Raw genomic sequence first — 24,166 nt, 5'->3', positions numbered from 1 at the left:
ATGCGTATTCTTTATGGTGTACAAGCTACAGGGAATGGTCATATCACTCGGGCACGGGTGATGGCACCTGCTTTGGAGAAGGAGGGGATCGAAGTTGATTATCTGTTTAGTGGTCGAGAACCTGAGAAGTTATTTAATATGGAGCCCTTTGGTGATTACCAGTGTCGAAGGGGGTTAACCTTTTATATGCAGGGAAGTAAAGTTGACCATTGGAAAACATTTACGAAAAATAGTGTTTTTCAATTGTTGAGAGATATTAGGGCACTCGACCTTACGGGATATGACCTTGTGATCACTGATTTTGAACCGGTAACTGCGTGGGCAGCGAAGTTAAAAGGGATCAACAGTGTAGGTATTGCTCATCAATATGCTTTTTTGCATGATTTGCCCGATAAGAAATCAGGGCCTTTGCTCAAGGCCCAAGTAAAGTCCTTTGCCCCAACTGACATACCTATCGGTTTGCATTGGGATCGTTTCGATCAAGATATCTGCCCGCCACTAATTCAAAAGCCTTTGTTTAGTCCAAGCCTTACTGAGAATAAAGTGGTGGTCTACCTGCCTCATGATGATCTAGAGGCCATGATGCCTATCTTTAAACAATGTAGTCAGGCTCACTTCTTTATCTATTCTTCAGTTGATCAATCTTTGGATCAAGGAAACTGCCATATCAGGCCTTTTTCGCGAATGGGTTTTCAGCAAGATCTATCTGATTGTGAAGGGGTGATTTGTAACGCCGGTTTTGGCTTGTTAAGTGAAGCTTTGCAATATGGAAAAAAGATAATGACCTTGCCGCAAAAAGGTCAGGCTGAACAAGAGTCCAATGCTGAGGTATTAGAAATCCTTGGTTTAGGTAGAGTCGTAGACGCTTTGGACTGTCAAAAGATAGGAGCTTGGCTTGAATCGCCACAACCAGAACCCTTCAACATTCCTGATGTTGCGACTCCATTAGCTAAATGGATTAAAGCGGGTTGTCATGTATCTATTGAGAATCTTATTGAAGAAACGTGGTTTGCACAGCCTACTTACGTAACGGCATAAGGTTTTTAGTAAAGAGAGCGGGAATATTTGTAGGGAAAAAGTAAGGGGTTGCTCCTTCCGTGAAGCAACCCCCTTGCTGGCTTCCATAATCCTTGCGGTCTTTGTCCTAGGGCATCAATGCCATCCTTTCCGCTTATCGAGGCCGTCCTTTGTATTCGTTCCATGAACAGGAGATCCACGTTTCTAATTATGCCTTTTGCTACCGGAAAGGAAATAAGAAAAATTCTTAATTTCATTTGTCAGGTCTAACTCGGGCAATATGCCCGCGTGGATGATCAATTTATAAACAAAAAGGGCGCCTCATCCATGAGGCGCCCTTTTCTTTGGCTCCATAATCCTTGCGGTCTTTGTCCTAGGGCATCATGCCATCCTTTCCGCTTATCGAGGCCGTCCTTTATATTCAGTCCGTGAACAGGAGATCCATGAAGTTAATTATGGCTGGAAATACATAAAAAAAAATAAGAATTATTCTTAATTTCTGCCATCCCGAAGATTTCGGGAAGAATTCCCGAGGTATGGGAATCATAGGGGAAGTGGGAAAGTGTATATAAACAAAAAGGGCGCCTCATCCATTGAGGCGCCCTTTTCTATGGCTTCCATAATCCTTGCGGTCTTTGTCCTAGGGCATCAATGCCATCCATTCCGCTGTTCGAGGCCTTCCTTGTATTCTTTCCATGAACAGGAGATCCATGTCACTCATTATGGACGTATATAAGGTAAAAAAAATAAGAAAAATTCCTAATTTTTCTTATTTGAGGTTTTTTTCTGTGATTCTTGCCTAGATGAAGGAGTTTCAGGTGCTTTTCTGGACAGAATACAGGTGAGTCTTTAAAATTGGATTTTGTCTTGGTCGGGGTGCCCTGTGGGGCTGAGAGTAAACCCGTTGAACCTGATCCGGTTTGTTCCGGCGTAGGAAATCGAGATTTCATTTCTATGAATTTATGTATTTTAACTTTGGCTTATTTAGCTCCTGTTGTAAGGGGTTATGATGGCTAATACCTCTTCCGCTATCCCTAATGTGCTTACCATTGCTGGGTCTGATTCCGGTGGTGGTGCTGGTATTCAAGCAGATTTAAAAACGTTCTCAGCAATAGGAGCTTACGGCGCATCTGCTATTACCGTTTTAACTGCCCAAAATACTCAGTCAGTTAAAAGTATCTTTCCTGTTTCGGCTGAATTTTTATTACAGCAGTTAGAAGCTGTATTTGATGATATTGAAATCAATGCAGTTAAAACGGGTATGTTGGGTAATATCGATATAGTTTTGGCTGTTGCGTCGTTCTTGAAAAGTAAAAATGTTCCGCTGGTTATTGATCCTGTGATGGTATCGACTAGTGGGAGCAAGCTTCTGAGCGATGATGGCATTGATAGTTTAGTAAAACACTTGATTCCTATAGCGGACATAATTACTCCAAATTTGCCAGAAGCTGCTGCGATGCTAGGACAATCTGAACCTAAAGATCGCACGGGTATGGCTGATATGGCTGCTGAATTGTTGGAGTTAGGTGCTAAGCAGGTGCTGTTGAAAGGCGGCCATTTGCAGGGTGAAGAGTGTCCGGACATTTACTATGATGGGCAGGAGTTCATCGAGTTCCTTAGTCCTCGGGTAAATACAAAAAACACCCATGGTACAGGGTGCACATTGGCAGCGGCTATTACCGCTTACCTAGCCAAAGGGGAGTCGCCTGCAACGGCGGTTAGATTGGCTAAAGACTATATTACATCTGCTTTGCGAGGGGCGGATAAACTGAACGTGGGTGCAGGTCATGGCCCAGTTAATCATTTTCATGCGTATTGGTCGTAGTTGTATCGACGCTGACGAAAGCAATATAAGAACAGGTTGAACGATGGTAGATAATAATTCAGAGCAAAATCAGGCATTGAGCCAGACGGCTAAGGTGGATACAGATTCTGTACAGCCGTTTCCAAAATCACGCAAAGTCTATGTTGAAGGTTCTAGATCTGATATTCGTGTTCCAATGCGCGAAATTAGTTTAGATGACACGCCAACAGGCTTCGGTGGTGAGAAGAATGATCCACTGTATGTTTATGACACTTCCGGTCCATACACCGATCCAGAAGTATGCATCGATGTACGTAAAGGTTTGCAGCCTGTTCGTGAGGCTTGGATTCTAGAGCGTGAAGATACTGAGCAGTTGGACAAACTGACTTCTGAATATGGTCGTGTTCGCGAAGCTGATCTGCGCCTAGATGAGTTGCGTTTTGAGCTAACGCGTAAGCCACGCCGCGCTCAAGCGGGTAAAAATGTGACGCAGCTGCATTATGCTCGTAAAGGTATTATTACCCCGGAAATGGAATACATTGCTATTCGCGAAAACATGAAGTTAGCGAAAGCAAAAGCGGAAGGTAATGTGGTTGCAGAACAGCATCCAGGTTTTAATTTTGGTGCAAACCTTCCAGAAGAGATTACGCCTGAATTCGTACGTCAGGAAGTTGCTGAAGGCCGTGCGATTATCCCTGCCAATATTAACCACCCTGAAGTTGAGCCGATGATTATCGGTCGTAACTTCTTGGTTAAAATCAACGGTAACATTGGTAACTCTGCTGTAACTTCTTCTATCGAAGAAGAGGTAGAGAAAATGACCTGGGGCACACGTTGGGGTGCAGATACCATCATGGATCTGTCCACAGGTAAGAATATTCATGAAACACGTGAGTGGATCATGCGTAACTCGCCAGTCCCAATTGGTACGGTACCAATCTATCAGGCGCTTGAAAAAGTTAATGGTGTAGCTGAAGACCTAAATTGGGAAGTCTTCAAAGATACGCTTATTGAGCAAGCCGAGCAGGGTGTGGATTACTTCACGATCCATGCGGGTGTACTACTACGCTATGTACCTATGACTGCTAAGCGTATGACTGGTATCGTATCTCGCGGTGGATCTATTATGGCGAAGTGGTGCTTGGCGCATCACGAAGAAAACTTCTTATACACGCACTTTCGTGAGATCTGTGAAATTTGTCAGGCCTACGATGTGTCCTTCTCTTTGGGAGATGGTCTACGTCCAGGTTCGGTTTATGATGCGAACGATGAAGCACAGTTTGCAGAGCTAGAAACCTTAGGTGAACTTACTAAGATTGCTTGGGAGTATGATGTTCAGGTAATGATCGAAGGCCCAGGTCACGTACCTATGCATATGATCAAAGAGAATATGGATAAGCAGTTGAAAGAGTGTCACGAAGCGCCTTTCTACACGCTGGGTCCATTGACGACTGATATAGCACCAGGTTACGACCACATCACATCAGGTATTGGTGCTGCGATGATCGGTTGGTACGGCTGTGCCATGCTATGTTATGTGACGCCTAAAGAGCATCTGGGTCTACCTAACAAGGCTGATGTAAAAGAAGGAATCATCACATATAAGATTGCTGCGCATGCTGCCGATTTAGCGAAAGGTCATCCAGGTGCTCAGATTCGTGATAATGCGATGTCTAAAGCTCGCTTTGAATTCCGTTGGGAAGATCAGTTCAACATCGGCTTGGACCCAGATACAGCGCGTGCTTACCATGATGAGACTCTGCCAAAAGAATCTGCGAAAGTGGCGCACTTCTGCTCCATGTGTGGACCTAAATTCTGCTCTATGAAAATCTCGCAAGAGGTTCGTGAGTTGGATGATGAGGAGGTAGCAGCTATTAATGCGAAAGCTGATCAAGGGATGCAGGAAAAATCAGCTGAGTTTAAAGAAACAGGTGCTGAGATCTATCATAAGGTCTAGTCACTGAGTTTATAAAAAAGCCGCTCGTGCGGCTTTTTTCGTATCTAGAGGAATCACTGATGAGTGATGAACTACTTAAATATCTACTGGTGGGATTATTAGTTCTGTTTGCTTTTATTCCTGTCACCTTAAATGCGATTCGCCGATCCCGCGAAAACCCACCGCCCATGGCTGCGAATGATCGTAAACTTTATCGTTTGTGGCGCTCAGATCCAGAAGCTTATCAGCGCCAATATGGTAAGTTAGATAAAGAGTATGCAAAGGCGCAGGAAGAGAAAAAATCTAAAAAATAGAATTGAAGCCAATTCTTACCAAATTAGGTATCAAGCTGGTTTGCAACGCCTGATTTGATCTATATCGCACGGCCTAAAATTTTGATGCTGATTTTCTTGATGCATATCAATAATTGCAGGCCGTTCACCCTAAAAATCCTATAGCCTATCCGTTTTCTAGTGGTTAGGATTTAACCCGTTTACCATTAATAATGTGATTTCGCTCTATGTTTAATAGTTTTGTGCATTTTGGGGTAAAGAATACAAACTGTCTGGTCGGTTCTTTTGACTGATGAATGACGGTATTTTTATTCCACTGATCAATAACGTTGCTCTGTTGCTAGCGATGGGGGCGTTATACGATATTTTTTCTTTTGAACACAAGCGATTATCTGTTCTTAAGAAAGTTATTAGTGGAATTCTAATAGGTGTAATCGGGATCGCAATTATGTCGATGCCGCTATCCATTGTTAGTGGTGTGTTGATTGATGCGCGCTCCATTCTCCTCTCTGTAACCGGCTTATTTTTTGGTTTTATCCCCACAGTTATTGCTGTAGTGATTACTGTTGCTTTTCGATTATTCGAAGGTGGACAAGGCATCTTTGCTGGATTTCTCATTATTGTCAGTTCTTCAGGCCTAGGGTTGTTGTGCCACTATTGGCGGGTGAACCTGAATGAGAGTAGAGCGGTCGCTTGGTGGCAGTTGTATCTGTTGGGTGTAGTTGTCCACATCATGATGTTGTTTTCACTGCTGGTTCTTCCGTTTTCGACGGTGGATCTGTTACTGAGTGAGTTAGCATTACCGATTATGCTGATGTTCCCTATAGTGACTGTATTACTCGGGATTTTATTAACGCATCAGATAGAACGCCGTAAAGCTGAGTTAGCGCTGAAGCAGAGTGAATATGAAAGTGATCTTTCTCGACAAAAATTAGAAGCTATTTTTGCTGCAATTCCCGATCTCTTATTTGATATGGACAGTCAAGGGCGCTACTACGCCTGCCATAGTGCTAAAAAAGACGAATTGATAGCCCCTGAATCTGAGTTAATCGGTAAAACAGTATTTGATGTGATGCCTTTCGAGGCTGCAACCACAGTGCTTGAGGCGCTTGGCGAAGCAGAGAAACAAGGGTTGTCGAGAGGTCACCAGATACGTTTACCGCTTAAGCAAGGTGAAAGAGTGTTTGAGCTGTCTGTTTCACTTAAAGAAGGTCGTGATTATGATCTTCCTCACTTTATTGTTCTTTCTAGAGATGTTACTGATCGTAAGCGCGTAGAAAAAGAGCTACATATAGCAGCCACGGCTTTTGATTCTCAAGAGGGGATGCTAATTACCGATTCAGACCATGTTATTTTGCGAGTAAATAGTGCTTTTACAAGAGTGACTGGATACGAGCCTGAAGAAGTGATTGGGGAAAATCCGGCTATTTTACAATCAGGTCAGCATGGGAAATCATTTTATAAAGAGATGATGACACGGTTGCAAGCTGATAAATATTGGCAGGGTGAAATATGGAATAAGCGTAAGTCAGGAGAGATTTATCCGCAGTACCTGACGATTACAGCTGTACAAGGGGATGGTGGAGAGATTACTAACTATGTTGGAGCATTTACTGATATCACTCAGCGTAAAAAGGATGAGGCAAATATCCACAAGCTTGCTTTTTATGATGTTCTTACAGGCCTACCTAATCGCCGTTCACTACAAGAGCGTCTGAGCTGTGCGATTCAATCCTGTCATTTGACAGGTCAGTTTGGTGCGGTCTTATTTATTGATCTGGATAACTTTAAAAATCTGAATGACACACAAGGTCATGATCAAGGTGATCTTTTGTTGATCGAAGTAGCACATAGGCTTAGTGCTTGTGTGCGTAATGCGGATATGGTCGCTCGTTTAGGTGGTGATGAATTTATTATCGTTTTGGAAAATTTGGGTGTAGAAGAAAGTATCGCTTTAGCTCAGGTTAGTGACATTGTTGAAAAGCTAATTGTTGCGGTCCAGCAGCAAGTATCTCTTGATGGGATTCAATATCATACAGCTTGTAGTGTCGGTGTAACGTTGTTTGACAGTGGTGATGTTGTAGATAGTGTGATGAAGCGTTCTGATATGGCGATGTATCAGGCAAAAGAGTCAGGTAAAAATACGTATAGATTTTATGATCCTGAAGCAGAGAAAATACTCTGCAGCATGGCCGCGCTTGAGTCTGATTTACGTAAGGCCTTATCAGGTAGTCAGTTAGAGCTGCACTATCAGGCTCAGTATCGTAAAGATGAGTTGATAGGAGCCGAGGCTTTGGTGCGCTGGTTTCATCCAGAGAGAGGTTTAGTATCGCCAGCAGAATTTATTCCCTTAGCTGAGGATACGGGTTTAATTGTACCTATAGGCGATTGGATTCTAGCTCAGGCTTGTCAGCAACTTAAAAAATGGCAATCCGATCCGAGCATGCCTAATTTGAGTATTGCTGTAAATGTGAGTGCGCGTCAATTTATACAGGAGCACTTTGTTGCTGAAGTCGCAGATTGTATCAATCGTTATGATATTCAGCCTGACCTATTGAAATTAGAGCTAACGGAGAGTCTTGTTTTACAGGATATCGAAGATACGGTTGATAAGATGCATCAACTACGTAAGTTAGGTATTCGTTTCTCTTTAGATGATTTTGGTACAGGTTATTCTTCTTTATTGCATCTTAAACGCTTACCGCTTGATCAAATTAAGATTGATCGTTCTTTTATTCGTGATGTAATTGAAGATAAAGATGATGCTGAAATTGTCCAAGCCATCATTGCAATGGGGCATAATCTTGGACTGAACGTGATTGCTGAGGGTGTTGAAACCGAAGCGCAGTGTATGTTCTTAGCAGGGCATAGCTGTTTAGATTACCAAGGTTATTTCTTTGGTAAGCCTCTTCCTGTAGATGATTTTGAAAAGGTTTGTGCTCAAAAACGCTTAGCTTGTTAAGGTTAAACCTAACAAAGGTTTAGTAAGTATTCATTTGCTGATCCCAAAAGCGTTCTAATTGTCGAAGATTAGATCTTAACGTCGACATGTCGCTTTGTTCCATCAGGCGCTCTGCACTGATCTCTTCCAATTGTTGATCAAACAGTTCTGCAATCAAGTTGTGGATAGCTAAACCTTTTTGGCTGAGTTTAATGCGCACAGAGCGAAGGTCATGCTCTGAACGTTCTTGGTTGATGTAACCATTACCAACCATTTTTTTTAAGTTATATGAAACATTAGAACCAAGATAATAGCCTCGGGTTCTTAGCTCGCTGGCAGTCATTTCACGATCGGCAATATTGTGGAGGAGCAGGGCCTGAACGCTATTGATGTCGGTATAGCCTAACGCTTCAAGACGAAATTTAAGAATATCAAGGATTCTACGGTGTAACCGTTCGATCAATCTCAAACAATCTAGGAAATCTGTTTTATTGTTTGAGCTTAGCTCTGATTGTTGTGAACTCATTGAAATGTAAGCCTTGATATCAATATTCGTATTTTAAATAGTAAGCCTGAATCTGTCGTAATAGCAAAGAAAAAGCACATTAATGAGCGTTTGTTTACGCATAATTCCAAATACGTATTTAGTAATTACAAATAATGCTGCTACTATTACAATCAGGCTTAATGATATCTGAACTAACCTTTTGGTTTGTTCGGATTGTTGAGCTGTTTCCAGCGAATAGATCCTCTCTCGATAAAGGCAAACCAGAAGCAATTCTGGGACGCAAAGTCACAGATCCCACGTGGATGGCTGGGCTATCGAAAGAGAGATTTTTTATTTCTTCAGCGGATGATTCTCCGGTAACTGCCTTTCTACCCATAAAGCCAATTTGTGTTTCATATTGGGCTCAGTGACTTGATCCTTTGCTAAGGCTTGAATAAGTCCGTCATTCACTAGTAAGCGATAAATTGCTTTAATTTTGCTTGAAGCACTATCAGTGGCTTCAAAGTGGCCTGCTCCGCGCTTTTCAAAATAGATTGCGCCAATCTTAAGGGCTTCTTTTACTAGCTCTGCTTCATGCTTATTTTTTTTCATAGTTTCTTCCTTAGAAGTCCTTATAGATAATTTTCTTTTAACTTTGAATCTAAATTTCTAAAAAGACAAGCGCTAGCTATAGTGCTTTGGTGCGTAATGCTTTGTCTTTAACTCAGGCCTGATATACTTGCCGCCTATCAACATCTAATTCCATTGGCGATCCTATGAAATACAGAATTATCCCGGTTACTCCATTTCAGCAGAATTGTTCTCTTATCTGGTGTGAAAAAACCATGAAGGCAGCGGTTGTTGACCCAGGTGGTGATCTTGATCGAATTCTAGCTGCAGTAGAGGAAGAGGGTGTTGAATTAGAGAAGATTCTTTTGACCCATGCACATATTGATCATGCGGGCGGAACGGCTGAGCTAGCTGCATCGAAGAAATTACCAATTGAAGGGCCTCATAAAGGAGATCTGTTTTGGATTGAAGGCATGGCACAGCAGTGCAACATGTTTAATTTCCCGCCTTGTGAAACCTTTACTCCAGATCGCTGGTTAGATGATGGTGATACTGTTCAAGTAGGTGAATCTACACTAAACGTTATTCACTGCCCGGGTCATACTCCGGGGCACGTTGTTTTCCATCATGTCGAAGATGAGATAGCGCTGGTGGGTGATGTGCTTTTTAGCGGATCTATTGGACGAACAGATTTTCCACAAGGGAATCATCAAGAATTGATTGATTCAATTAAGTTAAAACTGTTCCCGTTAGGTCAGTCGGTCGAATTTATTCCCGGTCATGGGCCGGGTTCAACCTTTGGTCGCGAGATGCAAAGTAATCCTTACGTTCGATAATTGTTGGTAACGTTAAAAGTTATTTGTGTAGTAGTTGTACATGCTCGAATAGTTGAGCATCTAGCTGTTTCTTTTTATCAATAATATGTTGTAACGGAGTCTCTGCGATGGCTCCGTTTTTTATTCCGATCATCACATCGTTATAGCCCCCGCAAAGATAGTCCACAGCTGCCGCTCCAAGGCAGGAAGCAAGCACTCGATCATGCCCTGTTGGACGGCCACCTCTTTGTATGTGGCCCAAAATACAGACCTTGGGTCGCTGACCGTGCTGCTCTAATTGTTTGGCTAAATTATAAGTAAGGCCAGGGGTTGGGCCCTCAGCTACAACAATAATCCCGCTTGATCCTTTGCCTTGAACACGATTGTTGGCAAGCTGAAATGAGATTGCATCTACTTCAACTTCATACTCAGGAATAACTACCAGCTCTGCACCGCAGGCTATACCTACATGAGTCGCAATAAAACCGGAGTTCCGGCCCATCACTTCGACTAAAAACAGGCATTCATGAGAGAGTGCTGTATCACGGATTTTATCTATGGCATCAAGCGCGGTGTTAACGGCTGTGTCGAACCCAATGGTGTCATCAGTGCCGTAGATGTCGTTATCGATAGTGCCAGGGAGTCCTATAACACGAATCGAGCTTTCCGAGGCCAGCATATGAGCCCCGGTTAAAGAGCCATCACCGCCAATCACGACTAGACTATCAATCCCTTTTTTGAGTAAAACTTCGGCCGCCTGATGTCGAACCGCGGGATCTAGAAAAGCTTGGCAGCGATCACTTTTAAGTAGTGTGCCTCCGCGCTGCACTATGTTGGTTACAGATGCAGAGTCCATCTCCCACATATCGCCAATAATTAAGCCGCTATACCCTTTGTGAACCCCGAAAACTTTGATGCCTTGGTGGAGAGCTGCTCGTACTACCCCGCGAATAGCAGGGTTCATTCCTGGTGAGTCCCCGCCACTGGTTAAAACAGCGATTGCGGTAGGTTTATCTTCAGTCGTGTTGATCGAAGTATGGGTATACATAGTGTCAAACCAAATGGCTAATTGTCTTATCTAAGTTTAGCTAAACTGAATGACCAAGGTGTTTCAATAATAATGGTTATGAAGTTCTACAGTATGAGGAGATAGTATGTCTCATCAAGTACATCAGCGACTTGCATCGCAAATAATGGCTTTTTTTGCAGAATATCGACTGAAATTTCAGGAGGTTACTGAGTCAGCAAAATATTTATTTGAAGTGGCTGATTGGCGTGGAATTCAGTCATTATCGGCTAAGCGCTTGGGTTTATATGATCTGATGGTGTCTGATACTGCAAAAGCGCTGACGTATGTAGGGGTAGATATTTACAGGCCGGAGGTATGGGGGGGCGCTAAGCAATATTACGCTAAGTTGATACGTCAGCGAACAGATCCTGAATTAGCAGAAACATTCTACAACTCTGTTTATTGTTATCTATTTAAACATCGGCATATTGATAGTGAGCATATTTTTGTTCGATCGAGCAGAGAAGGGAAAGAGCTTTGCTCAGGTGAGAGTGTATATAAATCTTATGTATTAAGTGGATCTGGTCTAGTTCAACTTGTTGGTCGTTTAATGTCTGATTTAATGTTTAATGTGCTATGGAGAAATAAGCGACAAGATATCAGTAATTTGGTTCGTTATGTTCAGCAGCAGATTGAGCAAAAGCAGTTGCCTTATGATAAGGCGGTGATTGATATTGTTAGCAGTCTTTTTTTTCGTAATAAAGCGGCTTATGTTGTAGGGCGCATCCGCTTCGCAAAGCATAGTCAGCCATTTGTGTTGTCTATACTCAATGATGGTAAAGGTATTTATTTTGATGCGGCATTGAACGAAGAAAATGATATATCCACAGTGTTTGGTTTTACTCGGTCATATTTTCTGGTGGATGTAGATGTGCCTTCCGAATTGGTTAACTTTTTACACACCCTGATCCCGCAGAAATATAAAGCCGAGCTTTACAGTTCAATAGGTTTTTATAAGCAAGGTAAGGCGGAATTCTTCCGGGCTTTTATCGATCATTTGGGAAATTCAAATGATCAATTTGAAGTGGCACCAGGTGTTAAAGGGATGGTAATGATAGTTTTCACACTGCCATCTTTTCCTGTTGTGTTTAAAGTTATTAAAGATGAGTTTTCTCACTCTAAAAGAATCACAAGACAGGTGGTTCTTGATAAATATCAGTTGGTTAAAAATCATGACCGGGTTGGTCGAATGGCGGATACGTTAGAGTTCACTAACTTTATATTCCCGATTAATAAATTTTCTGAAGAGCTTACCGAAGAACTGACAAAAGTTGCTGGCTCTTCTATTGAGCAGCAAGGTGATCAGCTATTGATTAAACACTTATGGGCTGAGCGGTATATGACACCTTTAAACATCTATATCGATCAAGCGTTGGAAAATGAAGATCAAGAGCAGTTGTTTCATGCCATAGATGAATATGGTAAAGCGATTAAAGAACTTGCTGCATCGAATATTTTTGCTGGGGATATGTTGTTTAAAAATTTTGGTGTAACCCGGCATGGGCGTGTTGTTTTTTACGATTATGATGAAATTCTATATTTGACTGAATGTAACTTCCGGGAAATACCAGAACCACTGTATCCGGAACAAGAGTTGGCTGCTGAACCTTGGTATTCAATTGGTGACAATGATGTGTTTCCGGAGGAGTTTTCTATGCTTATGGCGTGTGATAGACGTGTGAAAAAAATCTTTGATCAGTTGCATGGGGATTTGTTGACGGTTCAGTTCTGGGAAAGAGTCCAAGTTCAGGTTAAAAAGGGAGAGTTAATTGATGTATACCCTTATAGGGAAATCAACCGTTTTTTGTGCCCCAAACAGGAAAATCAAGTGAAGTGATGCATAGTGAAGTGAATATATTGATGCGTTATTCGTAAGCATGTTATCTATCACCAGCCTATGTTAGTTTATCTTATTGATGTTTCAGAACTTTGAAACATTCGGTAGGCAATACTAGTATCAAAGAAGATGGGTAAAAAAGGGCCTGATATATGGCTCTAATTATAAAAAGATAATAGATGGAGTTTGTTATGGCATTTCGTAAGACGGTTACTTCTAGTTTGTTAGCGATGGGTGTTGGTTTAGCTGCCATGGGTGGTTCGACTGCTGCATCAGCACAAGAATTTATCACGATCGGTACAGGCGGCGTAACTGGCGTTTATTACCCTACGGGTGGTTCAATTTGCCGATTGGTGAATAAAAATCGTAAAGACCACGGTATCCGCTGTTCAGTAGAGTCTACGGGTGGTTCAGTTTACAACCTAAACACTATTCGTGCAGGTGAATTGGATATGGGCGTAGCTCAGTCTGATTGGCAGTTCCATGCTTATAATGGTACTAGCAAATTTAAAGATACTGGTGCTAATAAAGATCTACGCGCAGTATTCTCTGTACACCCAGAGCCTTTCACTGTTGTTGCACGTGCCGATTCTGGTATCAAAAACTTTGATGATCTTAAAGGTAAGCGTGTAAATATTGGTAACCCAGGTTCAGGTCAGCGCGGTACTATCGAAGTGCTAATGGAAGCTAAAGGCTGGTCGATGGATGATTTCGCTCTAACGTCTGAGCTTAAAGCGTCTGAGCAAGCGAGTGCGCTATGTGATAACAAAATTGATGCCATGGTTTACGTAGTAGGTCATCCAAGTGGTGCAATTAAAGAAGCGACAACGTCTTGTGATAGTACGCTTGTAAATGTTGATGGTGATGCGGTTCAGAAGCTGATCAACGATAACAGTTACTATCGTACAGCAACTGTACCTGCTGGCATGTATCGCGGTAATGACGCTGATACGCAAACGTTTGGTGTTGGTGCAACATTTGTATCTTCTGCAAAAGTGCCTGAAAAAGTGGTTTACGAGGTAGTGAAGGCTGTTTTCGAAAACTTCGATACATTCCGTAAGCTGCATCCAGCTTTTGCTAACCTGAAGAAAGAGCAAATGGTTCAAGACGGTTTGTCGGCACCTCTTCACCCTGGTGCAATTAAGTACTACAAAGAAGCAGGTCTGCTATAAGAGTTGATTTAATAGGCGACGGGGACATTATGTCCCCGTTTTGCTTTACGGCTTTTGCTTAGGTTTAGCTCTATAAAATTATTATAAGCTGTTTTAAAACGGTGATTGTGTGACGGATAATCAGAACAGTTCTTCGGCTAGCATTTCACAAGAAGTGCAGGAAATGGTGGCTCAGGCAGATTCTGGGGCGCGCGCTCCAGAAGGGCTTCCTGGTAAATTTCTATGGGGTGTAGCGCTTTGCTGGGCTCTATTTCAGCTTTGGTATGCATCGCCTCTACCATTTATGCTCGATTTTGGTGTCTTCAATGATACTCAGGCTCGAGCTATTCATCTAAGCTTTGCGGTCTTTTTGGCTTATACCGCATTTCCTGCATTTAAGCGCTCTTCTAGATCGGTTGTGCCGTGGCATGATTGGATTTTTGCTGGGGTAGCTGCGTTTGCTGCTAGTTACTTGGTGATTTTTCACGCTGAGTTGGCTGGGCGAGCGGGTGCGCCGATAAAACTGGATATCGTTGTTGCTGTCAGCGGTATGATCTTGCTATTGGAGGCGACGCGTAGAGCATTAGGCCCGCCATTGATGGTCGTGGCTGGTATCTTCATGCTTTACACCTTTGCTGGACCTTACATGCCGGATGTTATTTCGCATAAAGGAGCAAGCCTTAATAAAGCAATGTCGCACCAATGGCTAACCTCAGAAGGCGTATTTGGTGTTGCTCTTGGTGTATCGACAGGCTTTGTATTTCTGTTTGTATTGTTTGGCGCTTTGCTTGACAAAGCGGGTGCTGGTAATTACTTCACTCAGGTGTCTTTTTCACTATTAGGGCATATGCGCGGTGGGCCCGCTAAGGCGGCTGTTGTTTCCTCTGGATTAAGTGGCTTGGTATCAGGCTCGTCTATTGCCAATGTTGTTACGACAGGTACTTTTACAATCCCGCTGATGAAGCGTGTAGGTTTTCCAGGTTATAAAGCTGGTGCGGTCGAGGTGGCGGCTTCAACTAATGGTCAGTTAACACCTCCAATTATGGGGGCGGCTGCATTCTTAATGGTTGAGTTTGTTGGCATTTCATATATCGAGGTGATTCAGCATGCAATCCTACCCGCGCTGATTTCCTATATCGCCTTGATCTACATCGTTCATCTAGAAGCAGTGAAGGCAGGGATGAAGGGCCTGCCGACTAGAAACCATGCAACGCTGGCACAAAAGCTATCAGTGTGGGCAATGATTGTAGTGGGTGTATGTGTCATATCATTGACCGTGTATCACGGATTAGGTTGGACTAAGAGTTACATGGGGAATTGGTCATATCTAATTGCTGGTCTTGTGATTCTTATGGCTTATATTGGGCTTGTTCGATATGCGGCTAAGTTTCCTGATCTGCATATGGACGATCCGAATTCTGAAGTTGTAATGCTGCCAGAAGTAGGGCCTACCGTTAAATCAGGTTTGTACTATCTACTACCTGTTGTTGTGCTGGTTTGGTGTCTAACGGTTGAACGTTTCTCGCCGGGTTTGTCTGCTTTCTGGGCAACGGTGTTCATGATCTTCATTGTATTAACCCATAAACCAATCAAGACCTATTTCAGAGAGCCACTCGCCTGGAGTAGCCAGATAGTGCATGGCGTTGAAGATCTATTGAATGGGCTTGTTGGTGGCGCAAGAAATATGATTGGTATTGGTGTGGCAACTGCTGCAGCGGGTATTGTCGTAGGTACAGTCACTTTGACAGGTCTAGGGCAAATGATGACTGAGTTTGTGGAGTTTATCTCAGGCGGTAGTATCTTTTTGATGCTGTTGTTTACTGCGATTATCAGTTTGATATTAGGTATGGGTTTACCAACTACAGCAAACTACATTGTAGTGTCATCGTTAATGGCTCCAGTTATTGTGACGCTTGGTGCTGAAAATGGATTAATCGTCCCTTTAATTGCTGTTCATTTGTTTGTTTTTTACTTTGGTATTCTCGCGGATGATACACCACCCGTTGGCTTAGCGGCATTTGCAGGTGCCGCGATAGCGCAATCAGATCCTATTAAGACGGGTGTTCAAGGTTTTACCTATGATATTCGTACAGCGGTGTTACCGTTTATGTTTATCTTCAATACTGAATTGATATTGATAGGTATCGAAGGGCCAATGCACCTTCTGCTTACTATCTTTGGCGCATTAGTGGCAATGTTAGTGTTTGCAGCGGCGACACAAGGATACTGGATAGTAAAAACTCGTTGGTATGAAACCGTTCTGTTATTGGCTATCGCGTTCTTGATGTTTAGGCCAGGAGCAATATGGGATGAAATTTATCCTGCTATTGAGCAAGTATCCCCAACCAAGCTAGAGCAAGTCGCAGAAGATATGCCAAATGGTAGGCCGTTAAGAATGATTGTGGCCGGTGAAACTATTGATGGTGATTTTGTGAATAAAACAGTTGAGTTGCCGCTAGCCAATGAAGGTACAGGCGCTGAGAAAATCGAAGCTGCAGGACTAATGTTAAGGGAAGAGGGTGAGCGTGTAATTGTCGACCTCGTTACCTTTGATTCAGATGCTCAGAAAGTAGGCTTGGATTTCGATTGGGAGATCAAAACACTTGAGGTGGAGGCCGATCGACCACCGAAACAGCTAGTTTGGATTCCAGTTTTGCTACTACTAATAGCAATGGGATGGATGCAAAACAGACGCCGTAAGGCAGAACAGGGTTGCTAAACAATGTTTAAGAAAATATTGGTACCACTAGACCTTCAAGACGGGAAAACTGTTGAGCAAACGTTACAGACTGTAAAAGAATACATAGATGAAAGTGTCGAGCTTCATCTGATGACTATTCTATCTGGCTATCAAATGCCAATGGTGGCGTCATACTTTCCTAAAGGTGCAGTTGAGAAAGCATTGGAGGCTATGCGTAAAGAGCTGCAAACAATTGGTGCAAAAGCTTTAGATAATAGAGGCTTTGAAGTTGATGTTAGAGAGGGTAAAGCGCACAAAGAGATTGTTAGGCGTGCTAAAGAAATAGGGGCAGATCTAATTATCATGAGTGCGCAAAAGCACGGAACTGTTGAGAAGGTAATGCTGGGTTCTGTTACTGCAAAGGTAACGGAGAGAGCAAAATGCTCTGTTCTAGTATTAAAAGGCTAAATGAAAGTCTAAGTAAAAGGCGTTGAGGTAAAACTCAGCGCCTTTTTTGTATCTGTTGACTACTATTTAAACGCTATTGATTAACCCTTGATCGATTTGTGATGATTTGTAAGTTTTTTTCAGCTTTTTGCACTTTTTGTAAGATTGGGTGTTGACCCTTTTTCAGATGTCTGTAGAATTCGCCGTCCTTGCTTAGGAAGGCCGCTTTTAAAGGGGCAGCAGAGCTGAGTGAGGTGCTCAGTAAGTGATTGAAAACATTGGTTTTTAAGATTGCTTACGGAGCAGGATTCAAAGTCCGGTTGCTGAGTAAAAACTTTTTACAAAATTGCAAAATAAACGGTTGACTTTGAATGAGCGCGAAGTAGAATATGCGCCTCGCTTGAGACGAAACGCTGAGTTAGCGGGCAGTCAATAAAGCAACGCTCTTTAACAATTTGATCAGATAATTCGTGTGGGCGCTTGTTGAGAAGAAGCAAACTTTTTCTAGACAAGCAACCAAGTGAATTCATTTAAAGCGATTTACAAAGGTTTAACGTTCTTAAGAATGTTATCCGGTTGTTTAGTACTAGAGCCCGCTACCACATTCCTGGTAGCAACAATGATTTAAACTGAAGAGTTTGATCATGGCTCAGATTGAACGCTGGCGGCAGGCCTAACACATGCAAGTCGAACGGTAACATGACTAGCTTGCTAGTTGATGACGAGTGGCGGACGGGTGAGTAACGCGTAGGAATCTACCCAGTAGCGGGGGATAAGCCAGAGAAATTTGGTCTAATACCGCATACGCCCTACGGGGGAAAGCAGGGGATCTTCGGACCTTGCACTATTGGATGAGCCTGCGTGAGATTAGCTAGTTGGTGAGGTAATGGCTCACCAAGGCGACGATCTCTAGCTGGTCTGAGAGGATGATCAGCCACACTGGAACTGAGACACGGTCCAGACTCCTACGGGAGGCAGCAGTGGGGAATATGCACAATGGGCGCAAGCCTGATGCAGCCATGCCGCGTGTGTGAAGAAGGCCCTAGGGTTGTAAAGCACTTTCAGCAGTGAGGAAAGGTTAGTAGTTAATACCTGCTAGCTGTGACGTTAACTGCAGAAGAAGCACCGGCTAACTCCGTGCCAGCAGCCGCGGTAATACGGAGGGTGCGAGCGTTAATCGGAATTACTGGGCGTAAAGCGCGCGTAGGTGGATTGGTCAGTCAGATGTGAAAGCCCAGGGCTCAACCTTGGAACTGCACCTGATACTACCAATCTAGAATACGGTAGAGGGTAGTGGAATTTCCTGTGTAGCGGTGAAATGCGTAGATATAGGAAGGAACACCAGTGGCGAAGGCGACTACCTGGACCGATATTGACACTGAGGTGCGAAAGCGTGGGGAGCAAACAGGATTAGATACCCTGGTAGTCCACGCCGTAAACGATGTCTACTAGCCGTTGGGAGACTTGATCTTTTAGTGGCGCAGCTAACGCGATAAGTAGACCGCCTGGGGAGTACGGCCGCAAGGTTAAAACTCAAATGAATTGACGGGGGCCCGCACAAGCGGTGGAGCATGTGGTTTAATTCGACGCAACGCGAAGAACCTTACCAACTCTTGACATCCAGAGAAGTTACTAGAGATAGTTTCGTGCCTTCGGGAACTCTGAGACAGGTGCTGCATGGCTGTCGTCAGCTCGTGTTGTGAAATGTTGGGTTAAGTCCCGTAACGAGCGCAACCCTTGTCCTTATTTGCCAGCACTTCGGGTGGGAACTCTAAGGAGACTGCCGGTGACAAACCGGAGGAAGGTGGGGACGACGTCAAGTCATCATGGCCCTTACGAGTTGGGCTACACACGTGCTACAATGGCCGGTACAGAGGGCCGCGAACCTGCGAGGGTAAGCTAATCTCAGAAAACCGGTCGTAGTCCGGATTGGAGTCTGCAACTCGACTCCATGAAGTCGGAATCGCTAGTAATCGCGAATCAGAATGTCGCGGTGAATACGTTCCCGGGCCTTGTACACACCGCCCGTCACACCATGGGAGTGGATTGCACCAGAAGTAGCTAGCTTAACCTTCGGGAGGGCGGTTACCACGGTGTGGTTCATGACTGGGGTGAAGTCGTAACAAGGTAGCCCTAGGGGAACCTGGGGCTGGATCACCTCCTTAAACGAAAGCCGATTCTCGGCAAGCGTTCACACGAATTATCTGATCAGAGAAGTTAAGAGCAACGGTGTAGGCTTGTAGCTCAGCTGGTTAGAGCGCACCCCTGATAAGGGTGAGGTCGGTGGTTCAAGTCCACTCAGGCCTACCAATCAATAGCCTTACTGTTTTTCTTGGGGCTATAGCTCAGCTGGGAGAGCGCCTGCTTTGCACGCAGGAGGTCTGCGGTTCGATCCCGCATAGCTCCACCATCATCCTTGAGGATGAGAAGGAAGAGTTTTAAAACATATTGTCGGTTTAGACATTATCTTTTAAAGCTTTTTTGCTTTAAACGCTCTTTAACAATTTGGATTTGATTCATTTGATTTAGATTTAAGACATGTAGTTTTACTGCATGCGCCAATTCGGCGAAATCTATCGTTACTAGCAATACAAGTTACTGTGATTCCAGACGCCTTCGGGTTATATGGTCAAGTGACTAAGCGTGCACGGTGGATGCCTTGGCAGTCAGAGGCGATGAAGGACGTTGTAACCTGCGATAAGGTTCGGGGAGGTGGTAAACAACCTTTGATCCGGACATTTCCGAATGGGGAAACCCACCTATTTATAGGTATCTTTTAACTGAATACATAGGTTATTAGAGGCGAACCTGGGGAACTGAAACATCTAAGTACCCAGAGGAAAAGAAATCAACCGAGATTCCCTAAGTAGCGGCGAGCGAACGGGGACTAGCCCTTAAGCTTTATTAGATTTAACAGAACACTCTGGAAAGTGTGGCCATAGTGGGTGATAGCCCCGTATGTGAAAGGTCTTTTAAAGTGAAATCGAGTAGGACGGCACACGTGAAACGCTGTCTGAATATGGGGGGACCATCCTCCAAGGCTAAATACTCCTGACTGACCGATAGTGAACCAGTACCGTGAGGGAAAGGCGAAAAGAACCCCTGTGAGGGGAGTGAAATAGACCCTGAAACCGTGTACGTACAAGCAGTGGGAGCCGTTTTCGGACGGTGACTGCGTACCTTTTGTATAATGGGTCAGCGACTTACTTTTAGTGGCAAGGTTAAGCATTTGCGGAGCCGTAGGGAAACCGAGTCTTAATAGGGCGTCCAGTCGCTAGGAGTAGACCCGAAACCGAGTGATCTATCCATGGGCAGGTTGAAGATGCAGTAACATGCATTGGAGGACCGAACCGACTGTCGTTGAAAAGCCAGCGGATGACTTGTGGATAGGAGTGAAAGGCTAATCAAACTCGGAGATAGCTGGTTCTCCTCGAAAACTATTTAGGTAGTGCCTCGTGTCTAACCATGGGGGGTAGAGCACTGTTTCGGCTAGGGGGTCATCCCGACTTACCAACCCGATGCAAACTCCGAATACCCATGAGTTCAATCACGGGAGACACACGGCGGGTGCTAACGTCCGTCGTGGAAAGGGAAACAACCCAGACCGTCAGCTAAGGTCCCAAAGTTTATGCTAAGTGGGAAACGATGTGGGAAGGCTTAGACAGCTAGGAGGTTGGCTTAGAAGCAGCCACCCTTTAAAGAAAGCGTAATAGCTCACTAGTCGAGTCGGCCCGCGCGGAAGATATAACGGGGCTAAGCATAACACCGAAGCTACGGATGCACTTTGTGCATGGTAGAGGAGCGTTCTGTAAGCTGTTGAAGCGGAAGCTGTAAGGCACCGTGGAGGTATCAGAAGTGCGAATGCTGACATGAGTAACGATAAGGGAGGTGAAAACCCTCCCCGCCGGAAGACCAAGGGTTCCTATCCAACGCTATTCGAGGTAGGGTGAGTCGGCCCCTAAGGAGAGGCTGAAGAGCGTATCCGATGGGAAACAGGTTAATATTCCTGTACTGCTCATAACTGCGATGGGGGGACGGAGAAGGCTAGGCTAGCGCGGCGTTGGTTGTCCGCGTTTAAGATAGTAGGTTTAGAGCTTAGGTAAATCCGGGCTCTTTTAAGACCGAGAATCGATGACGAGGTCCTTTATGGACTGAAGTAGTTGATGCCATGCTTCCAGGAAAATCCTCTAAGCTTCAGGTTATGACTAACCGTACCCTAAACCGACACAGGTGGTCAGGTAGAGAATACTAAGGCGTATGAGAAAACTCGGGTGAAGGAACTAGGCAAAATGGCACCGTAACTTCGGGAGAAGGTGCGCCGGTTTTGGTGATGGGATTTACTCCCTAAGCTGAGGCCGGTCGAAGATACCAGGTGGCTGCGACTGTTTATTAAAAACATAGCACTCTGCAAACTCGAAAGAGGACGTATAGGGTGTGACGCCTGCCCGGTGCCGGAAGGTTAATTGATGGGGTTAGCGCTTGCGCGAAGCTCTTGATCGAAGCCCCGGTAAACGGCGGCCGTAACTATAACGGTCCTAAGGTAGCGAAATTCCTTGTCGGGTAAGTTCCGACCTGCACGAATGGCGTAACGATGGCCACACTGTCTCCACCCGAGACTCAGTGAAATTGAAATAGCTGTTAAGATGCAGTTTACCCGCGGCTAGACGGAAAGACCCCGTGAACCTTTACTACAGCTTCACAGTGGACTTTGACATTACTTGTGTAGAATAGCTGGGAGGCTTTGAAACCCTGTCGCCAGATAGGGTGGAGCCACCTTTGAAATACCAGCCTGGTAATGTTGAGGTTCTAACCCAGTTCCCTAAGCGGGATCGGGGACATTGTGTGGTGGGTAGTTTGACTGGGGCGGTCTCCTCCCAAAGAGTAACGGAGGAGCACGAAGGTACCCTCAGCATGGTCGGAAATCATGCAATGAGCGCAAGAGTAGAAGGGTGCTTGACTGCGAGACAGACACGTCGAGCAGGTACGAAAGTAGGTTCTAGTGATCCGGTGGTTCTGTATGGAAGGGCCATCGCTCAACGGATAAAAGGTACTCCGGGGATAACAGGCTGATACCGCCCAAGAGTTCACATCGACGGCGGTGTTTGGCACCTCGATGTCGGCTCATCACATCCTGGGGCTGAAGCCGGTCCCAAGGGTATGGCTGTTCGCCATTTAAAGTGGTACGCGAGCTGGGTTTAGAACGTCGTGAGACAGTTCGGTCCCTATCTGCCGTGGGCGTTTGAGATTTGAGAAGAGTTGCTCCTAGTACGAGAGGACCGGAGTGAACGAACCTCTGGTGTACCGGTTGTGATGCCAATTGCATTGCCGGGTAGCTACGTTCGGACGGGATAACCGCTGAAAGCATCTAAGCGGGAAGCCTCCTTCAAGATGAGATCTCACTGGGAACTTGATTCCCCTAAAGGGCCGTTGAAGACTACGACGTTGATAGGTTGGGTGTGGAAGCGCTGTGAGGCGTTGAGCTAACCAATACTAATTGCCCGTGAGGCTTGACCATATAACGCCCAAGGCGTTTGGCAAGTGACTTGTAAGATACGTAAGACGATAGAGAGTAACGAATTAGCGCGTAGTTAAGCTACAGTCGATAAACTATCTAGATCAAATAAAAGAAGAATCAGATCTAAGTTGTAACAGTTTTGCTTGGCGACCATAGAGTTGTGGAACCACCTGAATCCATCCCGAACTCAGACGTGAAACGCAACATCGCCGATGGTAGTGTGGGGCTTCCCCATGTGAGAGTAGGTCATCGCCAAGCATTTAATTAAGAGAAAACCCCGGTCACGATGTGATCGGGGTTTTTTCGTTGTGGGCTAATGCAATACTGAGCGAAGTATTTACACTCGGCTTAATCCACATACCCTTTTGGACTGACCCCGTTTCAGTGGACACCTTTTAACACGCTAGAGGTGTCTTATGTATTTCAAAAAACGTACAGCCTACAGTGACGAATTTAAAACACGTGTGGTGCTGGAATCACTTAAAACTGAGCTAACCTTAACTGAGTTTGTGGAGGACCTTCCGATAGCGGTAGGGACATTGCGTGCTTGGAGGCGTCAATATATGTCAGCTCAAGATCCTAAAGCGGTGAATGAAACTGCACCTCGTAAGAGTTACCGTCAGTTAGAACAAGAGTTAGAGAAAGTTAAAAAGGAATTGGAACGCTCTCAACTGGAAGTCGATATCCTAAAAAAGACACGAGAGTACTTCAGCGAAGCAAAGTAGAGCGCTTTGCATGTATAGAGAAGTACTCGAGTTACTTACCCGTGTCGCGGTTATGCAGGCTCTATGGTGTTCAGCGCTCGGGTTATTATGCTTGGCTAAATCGTATTCCATCCCTACGGGAACAGATGAATCAAAAGATCTTATCGCGTGCTTTAGAGTTAGCGGATCAATGTCGAGGTGTGTATGGCTACCGTAAATTATGGCATGCGTTGTTATGTGAGGGCTTTTGTTGTGGGAAAAATCGCCTCTGCCGTTTATTGAGGCGCGTAGGGTATAAGGCGCAACTTGCTGTAAGGAAGGCTCGTTACTGCTTAGAAGGTGGTTTGATGCCTCAGCCTAATCTGCTAAATAGGGAGTTTAATCCGAGTCAGATTAATCGCGTATGGGTCTCAGATATTACCCAAGTAGCCTGTCGCGAAGGCTGGTTATATGTATCGGTCGTTATGGATTTACACAATCGGGAAATCGTAGGCTTTGAATGTTCAAGGCAAGTAACTGCGGACATCGTACTGAAATCATTACAAAAAAGTTGGAATAAAGCTAAGCCGGAAGTCACTCATAAATTGCTGTTTCACTCTGACCAAGGGAGTCAGTATCGCAGTGAGCGGGTAATGAGCTGGTTGACGAAAAGAGGCGTTACAATCAGTATGTCTCGTCAAGGTAACTGCTGGGATAATGCGTGTGCAGAGAGCTTCTTCTCGTTGTTGAAAAAGGAATGTACACGTAAGTTAGGGTTGATTACCTGTTCTGAAATGGCGAGAGAAATAGGTCTGTATATCTCTCGCTTCTATAATACGATCAGAAGCCACAGTGCGTTGGGGTATGAATCTCCAGTTGGCTTCCGATCTTAAGCAACTGTCCACTTTATCGGGGGCGCTC

15 protein-coding genes, 2 tRNA genes, 3 rRNA genes and 2 riboswitches are annotated in these 24,166 nt (G+C 44.5%); of the genes, 17 read left to right on the top strand and 3 right to left on the bottom strand.

Translation table 11 applies throughout. From position 1 onward, the window contains the following. The 5 genes from ACMXYP_RS13605 (at position 1) to ACMXYP_RS13585 (ending at position 8,012) form a co-directional block, all read left to right on the top strand. Entirely contained in the window at positions 1-1,038 is a 1,038-nt protein-coding gene (locus ACMXYP_RS13605; RefSeq protein ID WP_415882178.1) for an MJ1255/VC2487 family glycosyltransferase, read from the top strand. A gap of 841 nt (positions 1,039-1,879) precedes the next feature. Continuing rightward, positions 1,880-1,971: riboswitch (TPP riboswitch) on the top strand. A 55-nt stretch (positions 1,972-2,026) separates the two neighbouring features. Next, positions 2,027-2,842, top strand: coding sequence for a bifunctional hydroxymethylpyrimidine kinase/phosphomethylpyrimidine kinase (gene thiD / locus ACMXYP_RS13600; protein WP_415882177.1), 816 nt, complete (start codon positions 2,027-2,029; stop codon positions 2,840-2,842). Between the two features lie 43 nt (positions 2,843-2,885). After that, positions 2,886-4,778: a phosphomethylpyrimidine synthase ThiC gene (gene thiC, locus ACMXYP_RS13595; RefSeq protein ID WP_415882176.1), complete on the top strand. Its 1,893-nt coding sequence runs from the start codon at positions 2,886-2,888 to the stop codon at positions 4,776-4,778. A 59-nt stretch (positions 4,779-4,837) separates the two neighbouring features. Continuing rightward, positions 4,838-5,071, top strand: a complete 234-nt coding sequence (locus ACMXYP_RS13590; protein WP_415882175.1) for a hypothetical protein — start codon at positions 4,838-4,840, stop codon at positions 5,069-5,071. Positions 5,072-5,342: 271 nt separating this feature from the next. Beyond that, positions 5,343-8,012, top strand: coding sequence for an EAL domain-containing protein (locus ACMXYP_RS13585; RefSeq protein WP_415882174.1), 2,670 nt, complete (start codon positions 5,343-5,345; stop codon positions 8,010-8,012). 19 nt (positions 8,013-8,031) lie between these two features. Here ACMXYP_RS13585 and ACMXYP_RS13580 read toward each other — a convergent pair whose 3' ends face one another. Together ACMXYP_RS13580 and ACMXYP_RS13575 are read right to left on the bottom strand one after the other, a co-directional pair. Beyond that, positions 8,032-8,517 (bottom strand): MarR family winged helix-turn-helix transcriptional regulator, encoded by a 486-nt coding sequence (locus tag ACMXYP_RS13580; RefSeq protein ID WP_415882173.1) that lies wholly within the window; start codon positions 8,515-8,517, stop codon positions 8,032-8,034. A 226-nt stretch (positions 8,518-8,743) separates the two neighbouring features. After that, a riboswitch (cyclic di-GMP riboswitch) is annotated at positions 8,744-8,818 on the top strand. Positions 8,819-8,829: 11 nt separating this feature from the next. Beyond that, positions 8,830-9,090 carry a DUF5062 family protein gene (locus ACMXYP_RS13575; protein ID WP_415882172.1) on the bottom strand — a complete coding sequence of 87 codons (261 nt, stop codon included), beginning with the start codon at positions 9,088-9,090 and terminating at the stop codon, positions 8,830-8,832. Positions 9,091-9,254: 164 nt separating this feature from the next. Between ACMXYP_RS13575 and ACMXYP_RS13570 the strand changes: the two genes are divergently transcribed. Next, positions 9,255-9,884 carry an MBL fold metallo-hydrolase gene (locus tag ACMXYP_RS13570; RefSeq protein WP_415882171.1) on the top strand — a complete coding sequence of 210 codons (630 nt, stop codon included), beginning with the start codon at positions 9,255-9,257 and terminating at the stop codon, positions 9,882-9,884. A 19-nt stretch (positions 9,885-9,903) separates the two neighbouring features. Here ACMXYP_RS13570 and pfkA read toward each other — a convergent pair whose 3' ends face one another. Next, entirely contained in the window at positions 9,904-10,911 is a 1,008-nt protein-coding gene (gene pfkA / locus ACMXYP_RS13565; protein WP_415882170.1) for a 6-phosphofructokinase, read from the bottom strand. Positions 10,912-11,017: 106 nt separating this feature from the next. On the opposite strand from pfkA, the gene aceK reads away from it, so the two are divergent. From aceK to ACMXYP_RS13510, 11 genes are all read left to right on the top strand, one after another. Continuing rightward, positions 11,018-12,769 (top strand): bifunctional isocitrate dehydrogenase kinase/phosphatase, encoded by a 1,752-nt coding sequence (gene aceK, locus ACMXYP_RS13560; protein WP_415882169.1) that lies wholly within the window; start codon positions 11,018-11,020, stop codon positions 12,767-12,769. A gap of 191 nt (positions 12,770-12,960) precedes the next feature. After that, entirely contained in the window at positions 12,961-13,941 is a 981-nt protein-coding gene (locus tag ACMXYP_RS13555) for a TAXI family TRAP transporter solute-binding subunit (protein ID WP_415882168.1), read from the top strand. A 163-nt stretch (positions 13,942-14,104) separates the two neighbouring features. After that, complete coding sequence (locus tag ACMXYP_RS13550; RefSeq protein WP_415884674.1) at positions 14,105-16,639, top strand: TRAP transporter permease; 2,535 nt, start codon at positions 14,105-14,107, stop codon at positions 16,637-16,639. Positions 16,640-16,642: 3 nt separating this feature from the next. Continuing rightward, on the top strand, positions 16,643-17,068 hold the full coding sequence (locus tag ACMXYP_RS13545; RefSeq protein ID WP_415882167.1) for a universal stress protein: 426 nt from the start codon (positions 16,643-16,645) through the stop codon (positions 17,066-17,068). A gap of 605 nt (positions 17,069-17,673) precedes the next feature. After that, a 16S ribosomal RNA gene (locus ACMXYP_RS13540) occupies positions 17,674-19,212 on the top strand. Positions 19,213-19,280: 68 nt separating this feature from the next. Next, a tRNA-Ile gene (locus tag ACMXYP_RS13535) sits at positions 19,281-19,357 on the top strand. Between the two features lie 24 nt (positions 19,358-19,381). After that, positions 19,382-19,457, top strand: a tRNA-Ala gene (locus ACMXYP_RS13530). Between the two features lie 217 nt (positions 19,458-19,674). After that, a 23S ribosomal RNA gene (locus ACMXYP_RS13525) occupies positions 19,675-22,562 on the top strand. A gap of 142 nt (positions 22,563-22,704) precedes the next feature. Further along, positions 22,705-22,820 (top strand): 5S ribosomal RNA (gene rrf, locus ACMXYP_RS13520). The 16S, 23S and 5S rRNA genes sit together here with 2 tRNA genes alongside, the layout of an rRNA operon. A 158-nt stretch (positions 22,821-22,978) precedes the next feature. After that, a complete protein-coding gene (locus tag ACMXYP_RS13515) occupies positions 22,979-23,287 on the top strand; it encodes a transposase (RefSeq protein WP_415882166.1) in 309 nt (102 codons plus the stop codon). Continuing rightward, the gene (locus tag ACMXYP_RS13510) at positions 23,218-24,138 is read left to right on the top strand and encodes an IS3 family transposase (protein ID WP_415884673.1); all 921 of its coding nucleotides are present in this window, start codon (positions 23,218-23,220) and stop codon (positions 24,136-24,138) included. The genes ACMXYP_RS13515 and ACMXYP_RS13510 overlap by 70 nt, the downstream gene beginning before the upstream one ends. Positions 24,139-24,166: the final 28 nt, after the last annotated feature.

The organism is Neptuniibacter sp. QD34_54, from assembly GCF_047778055.1.
In the GTDB taxonomy this organism is placed as follows: Bacteria; Pseudomonadota; Gammaproteobacteria; order Pseudomonadales; family Balneatricaceae; genus Neptuniibacter.
The sequence above is the reverse complement of the archived record's forward strand: the minus strand, read 5'-3'. Positions and strand labels throughout refer to the sequence as shown.

Excerpts from the sequence above, each read along its gene's own strand:
- ACMXYP_RS13605 (WP_415882178.1), top strand. The coding sequence starts at position 1 with ATGCGTATTCTTTATGGTGTACAAGCTACAGGGAATGGTCATATCACT.
- thiD (WP_415882177.1), top strand. The coding sequence starts at position 2,027 with ATGGCTAATACCTCTTCCGCTATCCCTAATGTGCTTACCATTGCTGGG.
- thiC (WP_415882176.1), top strand. The coding sequence starts at position 2,886 with ATGGTAGATAATAATTCAGAGCAAAATCAGGCATTGAGCCAGACGGCT.
- ACMXYP_RS13590 (WP_415882175.1), top strand. The coding sequence starts at position 4,838 with ATGAGTGATGAACTACTTAAATATCTACTGGTGGGATTATTAGTTCTG.
- ACMXYP_RS13585 (WP_415882174.1), top strand. The coding sequence starts at position 5,343 with ATGAATGACGGTATTTTTATTCCACTGATCAATAACGTTGCTCTGTTG.
- ACMXYP_RS13580 (WP_415882173.1), bottom strand. The coding sequence starts at position 8,517 with ATGAGTTCACAACAATCAGAGCTAAGCTCAAACAATAAAACAGATTTC.
- ACMXYP_RS13575 (WP_415882172.1), bottom strand. The coding sequence starts at position 9,090 with ATGAAAAAAAATAAGCATGAAGCAGAGCTAGTAAAAGAAGCCCTTAAG.
- ACMXYP_RS13570 (WP_415882171.1), top strand. The coding sequence starts at position 9,255 with ATGAAATACAGAATTATCCCGGTTACTCCATTTCAGCAGAATTGTTCT.
- pfkA (WP_415882170.1), bottom strand. The coding sequence starts at position 10,911 with ATGTATACCCATACTTCGATCAACACGACTGAAGATAAACCTACCGCA.
- aceK (WP_415882169.1), top strand. The coding sequence starts at position 11,018 with ATGTCTCATCAAGTACATCAGCGACTTGCATCGCAAATAATGGCTTTT.
- ACMXYP_RS13555 (WP_415882168.1), top strand. The coding sequence starts at position 12,961 with ATGGCATTTCGTAAGACGGTTACTTCTAGTTTGTTAGCGATGGGTGTT.
- ACMXYP_RS13550 (WP_415884674.1), top strand. The coding sequence starts at position 14,105 with ATGGTGGCTCAGGCAGATTCTGGGGCGCGCGCTCCAGAAGGGCTTCCT.
- ACMXYP_RS13545 (WP_415882167.1), top strand. The coding sequence starts at position 16,643 with ATGTTTAAGAAAATATTGGTACCACTAGACCTTCAAGACGGGAAAACT.
- ACMXYP_RS13515 (WP_415882166.1), top strand. The coding sequence starts at position 22,979 with ATGTATTTCAAAAAACGTACAGCCTACAGTGACGAATTTAAAACACGT.